The sequence below is a fragment of the Noviherbaspirillum pedocola genome (genome assembly GCF_016632335.1).
GTDB lineage: Bacteria > Pseudomonadota > Gammaproteobacteria > Burkholderiales > Burkholderiaceae_D > Noviherbaspirillum_A > Noviherbaspirillum_A pedocola.
Genome location: NZ_JAEPBG010000014.1, coordinates 112,034 through 130,919 on the forward strand (window position 1 = coordinate 112,034; position 18,886 = coordinate 130,919).

Consider the following 18,886-nt stretch of genomic DNA (forward strand, 5'->3'; position numbering starts at 1 on the left):
GTGGAAATAGATTGATCTACGTCAATTTTATCCTGCACCAATATTTAAAGTCGATTTTTAACCTAAAGGATCGGGATGGTTAGGAGGAGGCTTACAGCCAGCCTACCGTCGCTTTCCTATGGTGAGGATTTAAGGGAACACGATGTGGATTTCAGTGCTTCGAGCCGAAATCTCCTTGCTTTCGGGTGCATGGTGAAGGTTTGAGGGAACACGTGGCGGCGAAACGTGCAGTTTGGTGAGTGTTTGAGGGAACGCCGATCCCATCTATTTGCGAATGGTGAGATTTTTAGGGAACACTCTTACTGCGCGACACCCCGGTAATCAGGAATTTCGTTGGTAAGGTGAGCTTTTAGGGGAACACATTGCCTCTGTCGCGGGTATGGTGAGTATTTAGGGGAAGGCGGTTACGTTCCAGCGGGATCTCTTGACGCTTTGCTTCCCTACGTAAATAGATGCATCCCTGTGCTGCTTGGGTATTCCAGTTTTATTGAAGTCAGTATGCCTAGTGCGGTTATCTGGAACAGCATGGTGAGCTTTTAAGGGAACATTCTGGAATTCGGAGACGTGTAGAGCGGGGCTCAGATGGTCAATGGTGAGAACTTAAGGGAACCATAGTTGCGCTTGGCATCCAGATGAGGTTAGCGCACCACTGTTCTGCCTGCCTCGCGCTTATGGTGAGAATTTAGAGGAACGTTTTGCTGACAATTTCGTGTTGTAGCCCTGAGGCTGCTATTGAATACGGCTCAAAGCCCAGCTTGAGTGATGGTTTCCTTGGCTTTTGATTGGGTATGGTGAGAGTTTTGGGGAACATGGGATGCATAAACCCGTGTCCTGATGTGTCTTGTGCCATGAAAACCCGCTATGGTGAGAAATTAAGGGAACGCTCGACCCGGTAGTGAGGTTTTCCCCCTGTCGTGTGAGTACGCATACCAAGTTTTGCGGTGTTTTCCCTTACAGGACCGCGTTTATTTCCCTTTGAGTGTTTTAGAAGTAAACCCTTTGTAAACCTTAACTACGTTAACGAAGGCTGAGAGCCAGTGTTTATGCGGGTCTTCCGCCCATATGGTGAGTCTTCAGGGGAACACTGGTGAGCTGTGGGGGAACACTGGTGAGGAAATAAGGGAAAGAGAGTTGCTGAAGGTGATTCCAGTGGGAACACAAGTGAGTGGATTGGGGAACGCTGGCGCTCTATGGTGAGAAGTTTAGGGAACGATGGCTTAAGGCGGCTCTTTCGCCTCTCGCGGCCAGATCGAAGGTTTACTTTACGGTGAGACAAATTCCGGATAACCTCACCTATCTTCAAGGTGAGGCCCTTTTCGTAACCTCTCACCTTGCTAGGCTCAGGCCGGCATAGAACTCAATCATGAACAACACCAAGCCTGCACCAACAGCATCCACCACTCCTTCCTCGCATCAGTCAGTTGATGACGCCGACGAAAGCGCGATTGCCTCAGCGGGCGAAATAGAGATCAGGCCAACGCGAAAAAAACGCAAGGGAGTGGATAAGCCAACCGCAGTCCAGGAATTCCGCAAAGCAAACGATTCCATCGGTCTGCGTGTGATGGAAGGAAAGTTCTCTTTGCTTTCCAGAAAGATTTATAACATCTTCATCAACAAGGCGCAGGAACTTGGCGTGCCCGGCAGGGAAATGCCACCCGGTAACCCAGGTGGGGCAGATTACTTCTGGATTCGTATGCGCGAAATCGTGAAGAGCACCGAGTTCGACAGCAATAACTATGATTTGATCAAGGAGACAGCACAGGAATTGCTGGACATCAAGGTCGTAGCTGAGACTGACAAGATGTGGACCAGCGAACGTTTGCTCTCCGGTGCGAAGATCTACAACACCAAGGGTCTGAAAAGCCAGGGGGGTGAAGTATGGATCGGCTTTGCGTTCCCGCCGGAAGTCATGCAGATGGTCCTCAATCCGAACACCTATACTAAGTTCAGTCTGCGCTTTCAAACCGCGTTGCGGGGCAATGGAAGCCTTGGCCTTTACGAAATTGCGCGACGCTATGCAACGAGCCCTTCGCACCTGACGTATCGGGACACTTGGGAGCGTTGGTATCAGGCAATTACGGGCACGCCTATAAGCGAGGCATTACCGGAATATAAATATTTTAAACGTGACACTTTGAAAAAGGCGATCGCAGAAATCAATTCGGTAACAGACATCAAGGTTGAGCTGATCGAATACGCGAAGGGACGCAAGGTGATGGACCTCCAGTTTCGTGTGGACTTGGCCGCCCAGTCGCCTTTGGACCTTGCGGCTCCCCCGCCTATCGACCCGGTGCTTATCGAACGGATTATCCGTTTCGGCATCTCAAAAGAGGACGCTCGCGACCTTTACCTGAGTTATGACGAGCGGACCATACTCGACCATATCGAGTTGACCGAAGAACGCATGAATAACAAGCGGCTATTGCCAATTGATTCGCCTGCCGCGTATTTCAAGACTGCTCTGAAAGCCGGGTATGCAAAGGCGAAACATGTCGCAAAGCCAGCGAAGCCAAACCAGAACACGGCCCAGCAAGCGGCCACCGCAACGCCGCAGAAATTGAGTGTGCGCGAACGCTTTGTTCTCGCGCGTAGCGAACAGGCGATGCGTCTTTTCAACGAACTGCCTCCGGGAGAGCAACAAGACGTGTACGCCGTGTTTGCAGACCAGGCAGAACGGTCCTTGAAGACTCATATCAAGAAGCAAGGGTTCGAATCGGGCATGGTAAGGAGCGCATTCTCAGAATGGTTTGCCGAAAAGAGCTGGGGTCCGGTGACCGATTCTCAGATCATTGAATACTTGGACAGCGGCCGGGTGTTTTAGACGAGGTTTCAGCCGAAGCGAACGCCGTAGAGTTTGGATAGCCTGCCGCGATCGATGTTTGCGGCATTGGTCGCGTGAGCAAAATAGTACTTCTGACATGTGCTCTTCCGCTGGCGTATGGTTCACGCATGCCCTGGTCGGCATAATACTTCCTGCCGACACCTTAAGCTTTCACGCGTGAAAGCTGGGCGCAGAACACAGTTGTTACCTTCCAGGACGAGTTTGCTGCGGACATTTAGTGACAAAAGAAGAATCGCTCCGCCTTCCTGGCAAGGAGGCAGCGGTTATGGATTTCAAGCAAACATTAGGTCGACTGGAACATGTCCCATCTTGTGTGCCAAGACCAAGCCGGTGGTTGGGGTGTAACACTGAAAGTCTTGCAAGCGCATAGGAAGTTAGAGTTGCCTTACAAAGGATCGTCACCGTTTCCAATCCAAATGGCAGCGCCTGATAATCCGCGTGCAAATAGAGACCCACGAGTATCTGCACTCGAACCGGCGAAGGTACTGGAGGGGCATCACGCTTCAGTCATCGCAGTCTATCGGAATAGCTTCCTGGAATTATTAGTCCATATGGCACCTGGACAGCATAAGCCTGTACCGGGAGCTCATAGCATTGTTGTCAAAGGAACGCATACCCCGCAGACATTCATGATTTGCAACACGCAAAGTCGAATGTCTGGCAACGAAACCGTTTTTCATGCGTACGTCCGCAAGTCTCAAGTTCAGGATTCCGACCGGTCAAATGCAAGTCTGCGGCCCCGACGCCCTCTGGGCCATAGACAAGGATGGCAACAACATGCGCAGATACACCGATAAGGCTAATTTTCTGCGCTAATACTGAAAAATAAAAATACGCAACGAGCCAATGACAACGTCTCTTTGTTAGAATTGCGGCCATTTGCCCGACCAGGGTTTTCACGCGTGAAAGGTGGCCCATGCCAGCGAAGATAATTGCCGTGTTCAATCAGAAAGGTGGATGCGCAAAAACAATGACGACGATGCAGCTTGGTGGTGCATTCGGACTAATGGGATACAACACTCTGATCGTTGACATGGATCCGCAGGGAACCGCAGCAATCTGGTCATCGCAAGCCGAGGTCGATACACCATTTCCCGCAAATGTCATCTCGCTAGCTCCAATGCGGGAGCTTATGATCAAAGAACTGAAAAAGTTTGTGCGTGACTACGACGTCATTTTGATTGACTGCCCGCCAGCCATTGACTCGCCCATTCCATGGGCGGCACTGCAGGTCGCCGACATCGGCATCATTCCCGTCATACCGGTGCTCGACAATGTTTGGGCGTCAGTCAAAGCGAAAGAACTTGCCGCGCGAGCCCAGCGAGAAAATACTGGATTGCAGACCTATTTCCTCATTAGTCAAATGCGCAGAGGCAATATCTTCGCTGCGTGCCTGGAACAGATCAAAAATGACCCGGATGTTCCCTTGTTGGAGGCCGTTATTTCTTTGAGAAATGCCTATCCGGAATCACAGGCGTTCGGCACAACCGTGCAAGGTCTTAGCAAGTCCTCGGAAGCGAGCAAAGAAGTGAGAAAACTCGCAAAAGAAATTATCGAGAAGCTACAAATGCAAGGAGCGTGATGATGCCCAAATTTGACAAAAACGCGCTTTCGAACAAGATCCGCTCCAGCTCGCATCATGCTGCTACTGATATCAATGCGCGGCTGGACAGGGCAGAAGCCCTGGTGAAAAAGCAGCCGACGGGCTTTAGCGAGGTTACCGAACCCGTCGCATCGACTTCGAACCAGCCGATAGCTTTCACGCGTGAAAATGCTTCAGCAGTCGCACATGCCGTGTACTTTGCGCGGGTGCCGATCGAAGAGATCGATCCGAATCCATTCAATGCGCGCCAGATCTACCATCCGGAGCGTGTGAAGGAAATGGCTACGAGCATTCTGGCGTCCGGTCAGCTCATGCCCGGTCTCGCCACAAAACGGGAAGGGCGTACCGTGCTTGCAGCTGGCCACTATCGTTGGAAAGGCATAAAAACTGCCGGGCTTTCCTATATGAACCTGATGATCCATGAAGGACTATCAGATCAGGAACTTTATGAAATTTCGTTCAAGGAAAACGACGAGAGAACTGCGCAGTCTCCATTGGATAACGCGCTGTCATGGAAGCGGTTGCTCGACGACAGGATTTATTCGAACGAAAGCGCCATTGCCGAAGCTACCGGGATTTCGCTCCCCAACATTAACAAGACACTCTCCATACTCCGTCTTTCCGAGGAAGCTCTGGAGCTTGTCAAACAAAAGCCGGAGCACTACGCACTATCGGCGTTGTATGAGCTCGTTCTTCTCGAGAAGGCGGCCGGGCCGGCTATCGCCGTGGGGATGGCGCGACGTTTGAGCGAAGAGGATATCGGAAGGAAGGAAGTGGCCGACCTGCGCGCACAATATGAAAACCCCAAGATAAGAAAAACGAAAGAGAACTCGCGGCAGTATAAGATCCATATCGATGGACGCACCGCGGGGTTTATCAAGGAGTGGGACTCTGGAAAGGTGGCGTTTGAAGTGAATCTCGCAGATCCTGCAGCGAGGGAAAAGTTGGTCGCCGAATTGAAGAGCCGCTTCAATCTGCGGGAAGGAAAGTAGGAACCGCCTGGCGCGATGCGTCGATATCGTCGTGGTAATCAGACATCGAAAGCTCGGAGGAGAGTGAGCGAGGTAGAGCGACCAGTATCGACGCGTGGCAGAACTGCCGAGGACCAGGACCCGGTTCCGATGTTGAGCATCTGCTCTTGTCCGCGTGGACTAGCGGAACTGCCTTTCGCCATGAGACGGTTAACAAGCCATCTCTATCGGGCCTTCGTGCCGACCGAACGCATGGTTAGCCCCTCAAAGGTGGTATGAACCGAAAGCGGCAATGAACTAGCAATGCGTCAGTCTGCCGGCAGGTCGACCGTTATGTGACTTCACCCGCTGCCAATTCAACAAACGCAACGTACTGAAGCAAAACGTGAATAGCGCAAGCTTCGGATACGCAAACTGGAACCTTATGAAGCGCCGTCGCCGCGAACCGGTGTATCAGCAAGCACAGTGCAGCATGCACGCTTTTAGTCAACAGCAATGACGGGGGGATAAGCGCTTTGTATGGCAAGCGTTACGGTGCACGCGCAGGCTCAGCTCGGCCGAATCCTCACCATTCTCTATGCCAGACCTTCTATCAAGCGAAACATGCAGAAATGTCCCAGGCGGCCAATATGCGACTCGCCCAGTTATGGACAAGGCCTACGATGACGGAAGCGAACGGCTGCAGATCGCCATAACAGAGGCGAACGATGCCGTCGCGATACGACCGGTACGGCATCACTATCGCCAGACCTGATGTACGCCAAACAAAGCCGCGTCCCGCCGAAATCCAATCCATGCAGGGGATTCGCGGCTAGAGACCCAGTGCGCATTCTTCGGAACTTGTTTGTGCCGCGCCTGCCGGCGTCCATTGGCTACATTTCCGATCGACACAATTCAAGACGCCTCGCAGCGATGCAGCGTCTATGGAACCCGGCTAAGCACTGCAGCAGCGAATGCCGATACGAAAGGGCGCAAGATCCGTCCCGTACACAGATAAGGGTCTTTGCAATTCACTGCGATCAGGTCACGACACTGCCTTGAGATAAGCACTAACACCTTGATTCGAAAGCGCTTAACCACTTCAGAAGCGACAGCACAGAAATCGGATGGCGACTTGCCCATCGAAAATCTGCATAAAGATAAGAGAGATTATCTGCTTAGCATTTATGCCCTTGCTCAGTCCCCGTACGTTAAGCAAGCAGTCGGTAACACCGAGTTCGCTAGCTTTCATATCCTGTTATCGGGTGCGGCACACTGAAGACGCTTACGCTGTGAACAATCGGGTTTATGCCCATCCGAGCACCGGCCACCGGCTGATCCACGCCGTTATCAGCGTGAACACAACGCCGCATGACACCATCAGGCAGAGCAAGCAGAGCAGACGGTCCACTACCCGCAATCTCGTCTCTAACTTGTCATTCACCCGAGAAACGACTACCAGCGTTAAAAAAGGGCCGGAGTCCATGGAGTCTACATCCGCGCCTTTGCGGACACCGCAGACGTAATGCCCGCCAATCGAGCGGTGTTTCGCTATTCCGGTATGGTCACATCGTGCTGGCAGCGACACAGTCAATCAAATTCCCCCCCCCTCCTTGCAGCGCAATGAAACAGCGCGAGGCTCGCTTCCTACGCCGCGCGCTTCTCCACGCAGCGCACCGCCGAATCAAAGCCTGCGCAGCCATAATGCGCTACCCTGCACGCGGGCATCGACAACCATCACACAACAACACCAGGCAGGAGACATGTCATGAAGAAGAATCGGCTCGTACGCCACGCGGCGGCATTGGCGTTCGGAATCGCATCGGGTCACGCATTCGCGGAAATCAATATTGGCGTCATCCTGTCCCTGACCGGCCCCGCCGCATCGCTGGGCATCCCGGCCAAGAGCACGGTCGCGCTCTGGCCGAAGGAAATTGCGGGACAGAAGCTCAATGTCACCGTGCTTGATGACGCCTCGGATTCCACCGCGGCCACCGTAGCGGCGCGGCGCCTGGTGCAGGAAAACCGGGTCGATGTCCTGGTCGGACCTTCGGTCACGCCGACATCGCTCGCCGCTTTGCAGGTTGCCGGCGAAAGCGCCACGCCGATGATCAGCCTCGGCGGCAGCGGCGCGCTGATCCATCCCCAGGAAGGCCCACGGCGCTGGGTATTCAAGATGCCGCCGTCCGAGGAAATCCAGCTCGCCGTGATCTTCGAGCAGATGAAACGAAACCATGAAAAGACGCTCGGCTTCGTCGCCATCAACAATGCCTATGCGCAAACTTTCCTCGACGTGGCGCAGAAGATGGCGCCGCAGAACGGCGTGAAGATCGTTGACGTCGAGCGCTACAACGCCACCGACACCAGCTTCGTGTCGCAAGCGCTGAAGCTGATCGCGGCCAAGCCGGATGCGATGTTTATCGCCGCGGCCGGCACGCCGGCGGCCACGCCGCATATCGAGATCCGGCAGCGCGGCTATGGCAAGACCATCTATCAGACGCAAGCCGTGGCCAATAATGATTTCCTGCGGGTTGGCGGCAAATCCCTCGAAGGCACTTATCTGCCGGTCTCGCCGCTGCTGGTTGCCGAGCAGCTGCCGCAGGACAACCCGGTCAAGCCGGTGGCGCTGGACTACCTGAAACGATACGAAGGTCAGCATGGGCCTGATTCGCGCTCGCTGTTCGGCGGCCTGGCCTGGGACGCCTGGCTGATCCTTGACCGTGCATTGCCCATCGCGCTGAAGTCGGCGCAGCCGGGCACTGCGGCCTTCCGCCAGGCGCTGCGCGATGCGATCGAGAACGGCCAGGAGCTGGTGCTGACCCACGGCGTCTACAAAATGTCGCCAACGGACCACAATGGCGCAGACAAGCGCAGCCAGGTGATGGTGAAGATCGAGGGCGGCAAATGGCGGTATGTTCCCGAGACGACGAGCCCGTCAAAATGAGCGCGTCGCCCGACAGCAGCAAAGGTGGCATGCCGCACAGCTTCAAGCCCTATCCGTTTGCGTTTGTTCGCCGTGGCAGCCCGAAGCCTGCGCAGGAGCGGGAAGCGCGGCGCGTCATCATCGTCGGCGGCGGCATTTCCGGTCTGACGGCGGCGCTGTCGCTCGCGGCGCAGGGCGTGGCCAGCGTGATCATCGAAGCCGATGACACCGTGTGCTACGGCAGCCGCGCGATCTGCTTCTCGCGCAGGACGCTGGAAATCTTTGACCGCATCGGCGTACTCGAGCCGGTGCTGCAGAAAGGCTTGCCCTGGGTGGGCGGCAGATCGTTCCACCGCACGCGCGAAGTGCTGCATTTTCAGATGCCGAATGACGATGACCAGAAACTGCCGCCCATGCTGAATCTGCAGCAGTACTACGTCGAGGAATATCTTGTGCAGGCGGCCGAGCGCAGCGCTGGCCTGGTCGATATCCGCTGGGGTAGCCGGGTAGTCGATGCGGATGCGGGCGCTGAAAACAGTCCGGCGTGTCTTGAGGTAGAGCATATGGAGTCGGGCGAGCACTATCGCATCGATACCGATTACGTCATCTGCTGCGACGGCGGCCGCAGCCGTATGCGTGAACTGCTCGGCCTGTCCCTGCGCGGCACCGCCTACGAAGGTCGCTATGTGATCGCCGACATCGAGATGCGCAGCCAGCTTCCGACCGAGCGCCTGGCCTGGTTCGATCCGCCATCCAATCCCGGTTCGACCATCCTGATGCACCGCCAGCCGGATGACATCTGGCGCATCGATTACCAGCTGCGCGACGATGAAGATGCCGAAGCCTCGGTGCGGCCGGAAAACGTGCTGCCGCGCATTGCGGCGCATCTGTCGATGATGGGCGAAAGCGCAAGCTGGTCGCCGCTGTGGATATCGATCTACCGGGCCAATGCGCTGAGCCTGGAGCGTTACCGCCATGGCCGCTTCTTCTTCGCTGGCGACGCGGCGCACCTGGTGCCCATCTTCGGCGTGCGCGGTGCCAACTCGTCGATAGATGATGTCGACAACCTGGCATGGAAACTCGCTCTGGTCCTGCGCGGAAAGGCTGGCGACGGCTTGCTCGACTCGTATTCGCAGGAGCGGGTGCAAGCGGCGCAGCGCAATCTCGCGAGCGGCATGAAAAGCACCGAATTCATGGCGCCGCCGGGCTTCGCCTTCAGCCTGATGCGCGATGCGGTGCTGGGTCTGGCGGCCGACACGCCGGCGCTGCGATCGCTGATCAATCCGCGGCAATCCAGCGCGATCTCCTACGCCGATACGCCGCTGAACGCAGCCGGTAGCGAGGATGCCGCATTCGCCTGCGGACCGGCACAGGGCAGCGTGCTCATCAGCGCGCCCGTGCAATACCTGCAGCCGGGACAGCCCACGGTCAATGTGCACATTACCGACATGGTGAAGCCCGGCGAATTTCTCGTGCTCGACTTTTGCGGCAACCGAGGTCCGATTGAAGCGCTGGCCGCGGAGGTCGAAGCCTTGCGGCGCGCGGGCATGCCGATTGCGCTATTGACCGTGCATGACGCGGCGCAAGGTGTGGCGCAGCAGGCGCATGTCGTTGACAGCGCCGGTCGGGCGCATGCGTTGTACGACGCCGGCGCCGGTGCGGTGTACCTGGCGCGGCCGGACGGCCACGTGCTCGGACGCTGGCGCAATCCGCCCGGCAGCCTGCACGCGGCGCTCATGGCGGCATTGCAATGTGAAGATACCGGCCGCGCGAACGAGGAAAACGATGACTGAAGAACAGCTGGACGCAGCCTATACCGACTTCTGCCGCGAACTCGACCGGGTCGGTGAGCGCGGCGCAATGGCAGCGTTGAGCCGCTTCGCGCTGCTGGCAATGCTAGAGATTGATGATCCCGAGCGCATCGGCGTGCTGATGCGCAAGGCAGTCGAGGCAGCACGCGACGAACAGGAAACGCTTACCGGAACAGGCGACGCATGAACCGCATGCAGGCCATGCAGCGCCGCGCTGTGCATGCAGCTTGCGGTGCAGGCGCATGGCAGCCATGTCACGGCGCAGTCACCGCGTTGGCCATTGCGATGGCAGACAGCACCTCAGCGCTGGCCTTGCGCGTGCGTACGAAGGTCTGTCGATCCACCGAGAACAGGCCATAGCGATAGGCATAGCCCAGCGACCATTCATAGTTGTCCAGCAGCGACCAGTGCAGGTAGCCGAGCACCGGGACCCCATCGGCAATGGCGCCGTGCAGGCCCGCAAGCGCAGCCGGGATATAGGCGGCACGCAAGGCATCGTCCTCGGTATCCAGGCCGTTTTCGGTCACAAGCACCGGCTTGCCGGTCGCCATATGGGCATAGTGCACTGCATTGCCGAGCGAGCGCGGATAAATCTCAACGCCGTGATGATTGCGCTGCGCATGCGCCGGAGCGCCGAGCAGGCCATGATGGCCATAGCGGCTGCGGTCGTAGTTCTGCACGCCGATGAAGTCCGCAGTCGCACGCAAGGCCCGCAGCCAGCCTCCATACGCGTCGCGCCGCTTTGCTTCGACGTGTCGACGCGCTGCCGCGCTGCCATCCGCGGCCTGGTCGTCCGACAGGCTGATGCTGGCACCCACCGCAATCTCGGGACGCACGGACTTGATCGCAACATAGGCGCGCCGGTGCGCATCGATCATGTTTGCGCCGATGCGGTCCACGTCCTCATCATTGGCCACCAGGCCGGTAGTGAAGTGCGTGCCACCGGTGGCGCGCGCCGCTGCCTTCAGCATCGCGCGCCGCACTGCGATGAATTCCGGCGACGGCGCCAGGAGACGCAGCACTCGCATGATGTTGGGTTCGTTGAACGTGAGCGCATAGCCTATGCGATCGCCGAGATGCCGTGCCGCGCGCTCGCAATAGCGTGCATACCGGGCGCAGGCATCGCTGGCAAGCCAGCCGCCGCGCGCGGCAAACCAGCGCGGTAGCGCAAAGTGGCTGAAGCTCACCACCGGACTCAGACCGCGCGTAAGGCAGCCGTCGACGATGCGCCTGTAATGTTCGAGCATGGCTAGCGAAAAGCAGTCCGGCTCGGGCTCGATGCGTGACCACTCCAGCGAAAAGCGGAAGGCATTCAATCCGAGGCCGGAAACGAGATCGAGATCTTCACGCCAGCGGGTGTAGCTGTCACAGGCATCGCCCGAGGCTTCGCTGAAGATGGTCGGCTTCACATGCTCAAGCAGCCAGATGTCGGCATTGACGCTGTTGCCTTCCACCTGATAGCCCGAGGTTGCGACGCCCCACAGAAAACCATCCGGAAAGCGGCGGGCTGCAGCAATGTCGTGCGTAGCCGCAACCCGGTGCGACGCCAGCAGCGCAGCCGGAACACATCTCAGCAGGTCGCGACGATGCATGACTTGCCCGCATTTGAAATCGGAAAGCATGGCGCTTCCACGCCATGCGCATGGGAGCGCGGCCGCGCGCGGTGGTTCCCGCGCGAGCACGCCCCAAGCCCTCATTCATCGATGCCGATGAATTCCTGATAGGCATGCAGCAGCGTCGGGTCCTTCAGCACCTCGAGCGAACCGAAGCGTTCTATCGTCGTGCCATGGCGCCCACTCTTCAACGCGGCGAAGACCGCGCCGTTCTTGCCGAAGATGAAGAAGCTGCCGCGATAGCCCAGCGAGTCCGGCACCACGCCCTCGCCAATCAGCCCGCTGCCTTCCACGCGCAGCGGCTTGTCTTCAGACATCGAGGCCGTGAACGCCTTGTAGCGGCCGTCGAGCGCGCGCGACAGCGGCGGCCCGAGCACGCGCGCGGCCGCCGGATCCGAAACACGCTTGCCGGCGAGCGCCTGCAATTGCGTCCATGACGCGGCATGACGCACGCCCACGCTTTGCGCTGGCGGGCCGCTGATGCCGGGTGTGGACGGCGCATCGGTATAGGCATGCGCCGCCGTGCACAGCAGACCGCACAGCGCCAGCGCGAAAAGGAACCGCCGCGGCGCCGCTGTCTTCGCTTCAGAAGCCATAGGCCTGCTTCATCGCCGCATTATCGACCTGCCGGAAACCGTTGGCATCCAGCACCCAGGCATCGAAATACTGTTTGGGCGTAGCCAGCGTGACATTGTTGGATGCCAGATAGCTCGTCAGCGTCGCATCGTTGAACGGCGCGGTATTGCCCTGCGCGAATGGCGTGTAGAAACTGCTCAGGTGGTTCGGCACGAAGGTTTTCGCCTTGACGATAGGCAGCGTCAGCGAGGCGACCGGCTGCCCGCCCGCGCCGATCCACACATCCACGGCGCCGAGGCCGGCATTGGCCATGGCTGTCTTCAGGCTATCGACCGGCTTGCCGTAGTTGATGCCGTCGGTGATGTTGTCGGTCACCAGGTCCTGCGGCGCGCCGGAGTTGGTCACGAAAAAGCTCAGCTGGCCATTGGTCGCGGTCTTCACCGTGAACAGGTAACCGCGGTTGCCGCCGCCATTCGGAAAGTCCTCGGCCACGCCGCCGCGCAGATTGCCATTGGCGTCGGGCGTAGGCACCCGCTGCAGCTCCACCGGATCGTGCTGCTCCGGGTTCAGTTCATGGGTACCGCTGTGATTCCAGCGCACCACGCGCATGGTCACATACTGGTTGAGTACGATGGTTTCGCCGCCATACACCGTGGTGCATTGCGCGGCTGGAACACCGAGCGCCTGCGCCTGAAAGCAGGTGGTGCGCGAGCCGACGATGGGCGCCTTGGTGAGCTGCGCCCAATAGGGCGTGTCGAAGCTGTGATCGAAATGGCTGTGGCCGGTGAGGATGAGATTGATCGGCCCGCCCGCGCCGCTCCCAAGCACGCTGTTGACCTTGGCGACGCTGGCCCGGTCGATTGGCCATGGCGCCTTGGTCACCGCCAGCCCGCCGCCGCCGCCCGAGAAGTAATCCTGCGGAATGCGCGACATGTAGCCATCCATCATGATGTTCAGGTCGCCGATCTTGAAGGTCCAGTTAGCGACGCCGAACCAGGTCATGCGCACTTCGGTTGGCGCCACCGCGCCGGTATTGGCTAGCAGGCCGGCACTGGATGCAGAGGCGTTGCTGTTATTGTCATCGCCGCCGCAGCCGGATAGCGCGAGCAGCGATGCCGCGAATAGCAGGGGCAGAGTGCTTTTTTTCAGAAGCGGAACGACAGCGGTTGATGTCATGGTCAATCTCCTTGTTTGCGCCGGTCAGCTCGCGCCCGGCTGAGGCGTTTTGGTTGTTGGGGTGAAGCCGTTTCGGGGCGCGTGTATCAGGGCCGCAAACCGCGGGGCGCGGCTTGCGGGTTATAGCGCTCGTCGTTGCTTAGTGGACCAGATTCCTCAGGTTGCGCAAGTCCAGGTTGCGCAGGTCATCGCGCAGGTTCTGCACATCGTTGCGGATCTCGGTGCGGAAATCGTTATCGACATTGATGCACACCGGCTCGCGGTACAGCGGCGACAGCGACTTCGTGCCCGGCATCTGGTCGCGGATCGCCATGAACATCGGCTCGGTGCCGATATCGAGGAAGGTGCCGGCGATTTCATCGTGATGCGCGGGCAAATACAGCCGCGGGTTGTACAGCTTGACGATGGGCAGCGTGGCAGCAATCTGCCGTTCGGCCGCGTATTGGCCGATATAGGCGACGATGGCAACGTCGGTGCCGCCGATGCGGGCCATGGCGGCGCGCTCGGTGTCGGTGATCGGGCCGGCGCTGTTGCGGTAGATCAGCTTGAAGCCATTGTCGAAGGTGAACAGATAGGCGATGGTGCCCTCGGTGAAGACGCGCGGATCAAAGGTGCCGCGCGCCAGGATGGCGGCCTCGGCTGCGCTTTGGTCCGGCGTCGGCGCGCCGATCGCGGCAGTGATCGCGGTCTGGAAAGCGCTGAGCACGTTGGGCGCCAGCGTGCTGTGCTGCGCGAGTATGGCCTGCACCGTGAAGCCGTTGTAGCGTTGCGTCTCGCCCGCGCCGCGCACCGTCACCGCCTGACCTTGAGGCAAGCCCATCGACAGTGCCTTGTCGATCGCGGTGGGCGCGCCGATCACCGGGGCGCGCGTCTGCGCCGCCACGGAAACGGCGTCGGACATGTGATCGAAGTGACCGTGGCCGATATAGATCGCATTGGCCCGCGTGACCTGTGACGGCGTGAAGCCGATCGGCCGGTTGCGCGGCCCGCGGTCGTAATAGGTGTCGAGCAGGATCACCTGGTTGCGGTAGACCAGCTCGAAATTCGTGGTGCCCAGCCAGCGCAGCGACAGCACCGAAGGCGGCGGCGCGGCGCCGCCGATCGCCGTGGGCGTGAGCGAGGTGCAGGCGGGGGAACTGGTATCAAAGCTCAGCGGAGCGGCGGCGATGGCGGAGGAAGCCGCCAGCGCGGCGAGCGCGCCCGTGAAGAAGGATGCTGCATGCATTGCGTGTCTCCTTGTCGGTATGGCCGCATGGTCCTGCCGCCTGTGCGGCGTGGCGCGGCCTCTTTATCTGCTTCTGCTGCGATGCGTGTCTCTAATGGCTGGCCTCCTTTCCGGGTGGGTGCGGGGCACGGTCGCAGACCGCAGCGATGACAGCGCGGTTCATCGGGCCGGATGCAGCCGGCGCCCATTGCAATGTCTTTTCAGGTGAAGTGCGCATCAATGCCTTGCCATGGCCGAGATTGTCGGCATACATGCGCATGCGCGTGGCGGCCAGCCGCTGGCCGTGGCAATCGATGCGACTGTCGACCACATAGGATTTCGAATAGGTGCCGAATTCTTCGTTGTATTGCGGCTCGGCGAAGTCGTAGAGCACATTCGCTGCCTGCCATTGCCCTTCGCGCCGGATGCTGGTCCGGTCGAGGTAGAAGCGCACATGGCTGGATGAGGCGCCGGCAATGGCTTGCCAGTTCGCGCTCCAGGCTGCGCCCGGCGCGAGCAGCACGAAGACCAACGTGCATGCCAAACCGCCGATTGCCCTGCTGATTCTTGCTACCGATGTCATGCCTTGCTCCCGCAGTTGACACAGGGCGGCGATAGCGCATCCCTTGTCCAAGCAGAAATTAAATAAGACATCAATTTGTGCTGGAGCACACGCGCAATCTGCGCTCGATTTACGCAGGATCAGCAAGGCACGGCCAACTGTTGCCTGTTCGCGTCGTGATATGCGGACAGCAGCGCCGCTAGGCCCGCATGCGAAATGGATGGCTGCTTATGGTTGCAGGTCGCAGGCAACCTGCGGTCGATGCGCACGCAAGGCGGGGTTTATCCTTGGCGCGGCGAAGGCAATCTCGGTCGTTCCGTGGTGATGCCGCCCATTCAGCACAGCACCCCGATCAGGCTTTCCCCAAGCTGCGCGCCGTAATCCGCGCACGCCTGCCTGGCCACGGTGGCGGCCGCATGCACCTTCATTTCGGTCTCGGCAGGGTGGCACAGGGTGACGATGATCACTGGCAGCGAAGGCAAGGCCGGCAGGTTGACGATGTCGCCGGTCTTCAGATGATCGTTGACGAAGAGCGAAGGGATGGCGGCGATGCCATAGCCATCGAGCAGCAGGCGCACGATCGCCGCCACCGACGGCGAACAGGTGATCCGCGTCTGAGACAGCGGCACATCCTGCTGGCTGGCAAGATGCGCAACCGCCTTTTCCATCGCCCGTTGCGGCGCGGTGCCACGCGAAAAGGTCAGCAGCGGCTGTTGCAACGCCCATTTCACCAGCGCTTTCTGTCCCTTCGCATTGCCGCGCACGACGCTGCGGTGCGCGAACCATTGCACCGGATACACCGCCAGCGCGGTGGAAACGATGTCCGGATTGTCGCTGCCTTCCACGCGCACGATCAGGTCGAGCTCATTGGCCTGCAGCCGCTTCTGCAGCACCGTGCTGCGATCCACCGTCAGATCGATTTCCAGCTCCGGATATTCCTTGCTCATGCGCTTGATGTAGGGCGACAGCCAGCTGTGCACCACGGTCTCGATCACGCCGAGGCGCAGCCGGCCGCGGATCGTGTTGTCCTGGCGCGCCGCCGCCTGCAGCCGCTTCGCCGCCGCGACCACGGTGCGCGCATGGGCGAGCAGGCTTTCACCTTGCGGCGTCAGGCGGAATTCCTTCGACTCGCGGTCAACGAGTTCGGCGCCGAGCTCGTCTTCCAGGCTCTTCACGCGCAGCGAAATCGCCGCCGGCGTCGCATGCAGCGCGCGGGCCGTGGCACGGTAGTTGCGTAATTCGGAAAGGGTGACGAAGGTTTCGAGGAAGCGGGTATTCATGGCGTGAAGGCATTCCTGGAGAGGGTCGCGGCAGCAAAAATCAGCTCATTCGAGATGTTAAGTAAAACTATACGAGGGTGCGTGAAAAAACTAGGTAGCGTTAAATTTTTCTTGCGCCTATCTTATTTCACACTGTTCACAAGAACGGTTACCGATTAATGGAGACGATTAATGGACTTGAATAGGCATCCCGCCGAATTCCGCCGACTCGTGCGGCGCGGCGACTTCCGCAAACCCACCGCCGGCCATGGCGGTAACCACGCGCAGGCCAACCTGGCGATTTTGCCGCAGCAATATGCCGCCGACTTCCTGCGCTTCTGCCAATTGAATCCGAAAGCATGTCCGTTGCTCGGCGTCTCCGAGCCTGGCGATTGGCGCCTGCCGCAGCTTGGCGCCGATCTCGACATCCGCAACGACGTGCCGGCTTATTACCTGTACCGCGAAGGCCGCCTGGCCGAAGAGCTGGAGTCGTTGGAAGCGGTCTGGCGCGACGACCTCGTCACCTTCGCCATTGGCTGCTCGTTTTCCTTCGAGCATGTGCTGCTCGAGTACGACATCCCGGTGCGCCACATCGAGCAGGGCCGCAATGTGCCGATGTTCCGCACCAATATCGCCAACGGCGTCGCCGGTCCCTTCGGCGGCAACATGGTGGTCTCGATGCGTCCGCTGCGCGCGGCGGACGCGATCCGCGCGATTCAGATCACCAGCCGCTTCCCCGGTGTACATGGGGCGCCGGTGCATCTGGGCGATCCGCGACTGATTGGCATCGAGGATCTGCAACGGCCCGACTATGGCGACGCGGTCGATATCGCGCCCGATGAAATCCCGGTGTTCTGGGCCTGTGGCGTCACGCCGCAGCAGGCGATCCTGTCGGCCGAGCTGCCTTTCGCCATCGCGCACAAGCCCGGTTACATGCTGGTCACCGACGTACCGAACCATCGCCTCGCGGTGCTCTGAAGCGCGGGGAGCAAGGCAGCACACCAGCAGCAAGGCTTATGCAGCGGCCGGCATGCCGGCAGCCCATCATCAAGATTCACCACATGCAGGGGAACATCATGAATGGCCACACCGAAGCAAGCGCCGCCGTTGCGGAGACCAACAGCGGCTTTCTATCCTGGTACGACCGGCTTACCAACCAGGAGCGCCGCACCTTCTGGAGCTGCAAGATCGGCTATGCGCTCGATGCGATGGATACGCAATTCCTGAGCTTCGTCATCCCGACGCTGATCGCAACCTGGGGCATCACCAAGGGCCAGGCCGGCCTGATCGGCACCGTCACGCTGCTGGCTTCGGCGGCCGGCGGCTGGGTCGCCGGCATCCTGTCCGACCGCATCGGCCGCGTGCGCACGCTGCAGCTCACCATCCTCTGGTTCGCCTTCTTCACGATGCTGTGCGGACTGGCGCAGAACTTCGAGCAGCTGCTGATTGCGCGCGGTCTGATGGGCTTTGGCTTCGGCGGGGAATGGACTGCCGGCGCCGTGCTGATGGGCGAGGTGATCCGCGCCAAGGACCGCGGCAAGGCGGTGGGCATGGTGCAGGCGGGCTGGGCGCTGGGCTGGGGCATGTCGGCGCTGCTGTTTACTGTGGTGTTCTCGCTGCTGCCTGCCGCGATGGCCTGGCGCGCGTTGTTCATCATCGGCGTGCTGCCCGCGATCTTCGTGATCTTCATCCGGCGCTTCGTGTCCGAGCCGGAAATCTATGAACGCCAGAAGGCGCAGAGCGCCGCCACCGGCAACGAAGCCCGCTTTACCGACATCTTTGCGCCGGCGCTGATCACCACCACGCTGCGCGCGGCGCTGTTGACCACCGGCGCGCAGGGCGGCTATTACGCCATCACCACCTGGCTGCCGACCTTCCTTGCTACCGAGCGCCATCTGACGGTGATGGGCACCGGCGGCTATCTGGCCGTCGTCATCGCCGGCTCGTATGTCGGCTACCTGATCAGCGCGGTACTGACCGACCGCCTGGGCCGCAAGCTGAACTTCATCCTGTTTGCCTTGGGCGCCATGACGATCGCGCTGACTTATACCAACCTGCCGATGACGGACTCGGTCATGCTGGTGCTGGGCTTTCCGCTCGGCTTCTTCGCCTCGGGCGTGTTCAGCGGCATGGGCGCGTTCCTGACCGAGCTGTTTCCGACGCGGGTGCGCGGCTCGGGCCAGGGCTTCTGCTACAACTTCGGCCGCGCGATCGGCGCGCTGTTCCCGTTCCTCATCGGCGCGGTCAGCCAGCACATGAGCCTGGGCCACGCGATCGGCGCCTTCGCCGCAGCCGCCTACGGCGTGCTGATCCTCGCGGCGCTGACGCTGCCGGAGACGCGCGGCAAGCAGCTGGAATCGTAGGTTG

The 18,886-nt window shown here is 59.7% G+C and carries 14 protein-coding genes; 8 read left to right on the top strand and 6 right to left on the bottom strand.

Going from position 1 to position 18,886, the window contains the following annotated elements; translation table 11 throughout:
• Window positions 1–1,363: 1,363 nt before the first annotated feature.
• The 6 genes from JJB74_RS24425 (at window position 1,364) to JJB74_RS24450 (ending at window position 10,316) form a co-directional block, all read left to right on the top strand.
• On the top strand, window positions 1,364–2,821 hold the full coding sequence (locus JJB74_RS24425) for a replication initiation protein (protein WP_200596350.1): 1,458 nt from the start codon (window positions 1,364–1,366) through the stop codon (window positions 2,819–2,821).
• A 937-nt stretch (window positions 2,822–3,758) separates the two neighbouring features.
• Entirely contained in the window at window positions 3,759–4,424 is a 666-nt protein-coding gene (locus tag JJB74_RS24430) for an AAA family ATPase (RefSeq protein ID WP_200596352.1), read from the top strand.
• A complete protein-coding gene (locus JJB74_RS24435) occupies window positions 4,424–5,437 on the top strand; it encodes a ParB/RepB/Spo0J family partition protein (protein WP_200596354.1) in 1,014 nt (337 codons plus the stop codon). Before JJB74_RS24430 ends, JJB74_RS24435 begins: the two co-directional genes overlap by 1 nt.
• 1,726 nt (window positions 5,438–7,163) lie before the next feature.
• On the top strand, window positions 7,164–8,339 hold the full coding sequence (locus JJB74_RS24440; RefSeq protein ID WP_200596356.1) for an ABC transporter substrate-binding protein: 1,176 nt from the start codon (window positions 7,164–7,166) through the stop codon (window positions 8,337–8,339).
• Between the two features lie 29 nt (window positions 8,340–8,368).
• Complete coding sequence (locus tag JJB74_RS24445) at window positions 8,369–10,111, top strand: FAD-dependent monooxygenase (protein ID WP_200596399.1); 1,743 nt, start codon at window positions 8,369–8,371, stop codon at window positions 10,109–10,111.
• Entirely contained in the window at window positions 10,104–10,316 is a 213-nt protein-coding gene (locus tag JJB74_RS24450) for a hypothetical protein (protein ID WP_200596358.1), read from the top strand. Before JJB74_RS24445 ends, JJB74_RS24450 begins: the two co-directional genes overlap by 8 nt.
• A 67-nt stretch (window positions 10,317–10,383) precedes the next feature.
• On the opposite strand, the gene JJB74_RS24455 is transcribed toward JJB74_RS24450, so the two are convergent.
• From JJB74_RS24455 to JJB74_RS24480, 6 genes are all read right to left on the bottom strand, one after another.
• Window positions 10,384–11,751 (bottom strand): glycoside hydrolase family 1 protein, encoded by a 1,368-nt coding sequence (locus JJB74_RS24455; RefSeq protein WP_200596360.1) that lies wholly within the window; start codon window positions 11,749–11,751, stop codon window positions 10,384–10,386.
• 71 nt (window positions 11,752–11,822) lie between these two features.
• A complete protein-coding gene (locus JJB74_RS24460; protein ID WP_200596361.1) occupies window positions 11,823–12,338 on the bottom strand; it encodes a hypothetical protein in 516 nt (171 codons plus the stop codon).
• Window positions 12,328–13,494 (bottom strand): MBL fold metallo-hydrolase, encoded by a 1,167-nt coding sequence (locus JJB74_RS24465; RefSeq protein WP_200596363.1) that lies wholly within the window; start codon window positions 13,492–13,494, stop codon window positions 12,328–12,330. Before JJB74_RS24465 ends, JJB74_RS24460 begins: the two co-directional genes overlap by 11 nt.
• A 139-nt stretch (window positions 13,495–13,633) precedes the next feature.
• Window positions 13,634–14,719: an MBL fold metallo-hydrolase gene (locus JJB74_RS24470; RefSeq protein ID WP_200596365.1), complete on the bottom strand. Its 1,086-nt coding sequence runs from the start codon at window positions 14,717–14,719 to the stop codon at window positions 13,634–13,636.
• 91 nt (window positions 14,720–14,810) lie between these two features.
• Complete coding sequence (locus JJB74_RS24475) at window positions 14,811–15,281, bottom strand: surface-adhesin E family protein (protein WP_200596367.1); 471 nt, start codon at window positions 15,279–15,281, stop codon at window positions 14,811–14,813.
• Window positions 15,282–15,595: 314 nt separating this feature from the next.
• On the bottom strand, window positions 15,596–16,540 hold the full coding sequence (locus JJB74_RS24480; protein WP_200596368.1) for a LysR family transcriptional regulator: 945 nt from the start codon (window positions 16,538–16,540) through the stop codon (window positions 15,596–15,598).
• Between the two features lie 171 nt (window positions 16,541–16,711).
• Between JJB74_RS24480 and JJB74_RS24485 the strand changes: the two genes are divergently transcribed.
• Window positions 16,712–17,497: a putative hydro-lyase gene (locus tag JJB74_RS24485; RefSeq protein WP_200596370.1), complete on the top strand. Its 786-nt coding sequence runs from the start codon at window positions 16,712–16,714 to the stop codon at window positions 17,495–17,497.
• Between the two features lie 98 nt (window positions 17,498–17,595).
• Complete coding sequence (locus tag JJB74_RS24490; RefSeq protein WP_200596371.1) at window positions 17,596–18,882, top strand: MFS transporter; 1,287 nt, start codon at window positions 17,596–17,598, stop codon at window positions 18,880–18,882.
• The last annotated feature ends 4 nt before the right edge of the window (window positions 18,883–18,886 follow it).

Bases quoted from the DNA above. Each gene is read 5' to 3' on its own strand.
- JJB74_RS24460 (WP_200596361.1), bottom strand. From the start codon at position 12,338: ATGGCTTCTGAAGCGAAGACAGCGGCGCCGCGGCGGTTCCTTTTCGCG.
- JJB74_RS24465 (WP_200596363.1), bottom strand. From the start codon at position 13,494: ATGACATCAACCGCTGTCGTTCCGCTTCTGAAAAAAAGCACTCTGCCC.
- JJB74_RS24480 (WP_200596368.1), bottom strand. From the start codon at position 16,540: ATGAATACCCGCTTCCTCGAAACCTTCGTCACCCTTTCCGAATTACGC.
- JJB74_RS24455 (WP_200596360.1), bottom strand. From the start codon at position 11,751: ATGCTTTCCGATTTCAAATGCGGGCAAGTCATGCATCGTCGCGACCTG.
- JJB74_RS24445 (WP_200596399.1), top strand. From the start codon at position 8,369: ATGCCGCACAGCTTCAAGCCCTATCCGTTTGCGTTTGTTCGCCGTGGC.
- JJB74_RS24425 (WP_200596350.1), top strand. From the start codon at position 1,364: ATGAACAACACCAAGCCTGCACCAACAGCATCCACCACTCCTTCCTCG.
- JJB74_RS24450 (WP_200596358.1), top strand. From the start codon at position 10,104: ATGACTGAAGAACAGCTGGACGCAGCCTATACCGACTTCTGCCGCGAA.
- JJB74_RS24485 (WP_200596370.1), top strand. From the start codon at position 16,712: ATGGACTTGAATAGGCATCCCGCCGAATTCCGCCGACTCGTGCGGCGC.
- JJB74_RS24475 (WP_200596367.1), bottom strand. From the start codon at position 15,281: ATGACATCGGTAGCAAGAATCAGCAGGGCAATCGGCGGTTTGGCATGC.
- JJB74_RS24490 (WP_200596371.1), top strand. From the start codon at position 17,596: ATGAATGGCCACACCGAAGCAAGCGCCGCCGTTGCGGAGACCAACAGC.
- JJB74_RS24470 (WP_200596365.1), bottom strand. From the start codon at position 14,719: ATGCATGCAGCATCCTTCTTCACGGGCGCGCTCGCCGCGCTGGCGGCT.
- JJB74_RS24430 (WP_200596352.1), top strand. From the start codon at position 3,759: ATGCCAGCGAAGATAATTGCCGTGTTCAATCAGAAAGGTGGATGCGCA.
- JJB74_RS24440 (WP_200596356.1), top strand. From the start codon at position 7,164: ATGAAGAAGAATCGGCTCGTACGCCACGCGGCGGCATTGGCGTTCGGA.
- JJB74_RS24435 (WP_200596354.1), top strand. From the start codon at position 4,424: ATGATGCCCAAATTTGACAAAAACGCGCTTTCGAACAAGATCCGCTCC.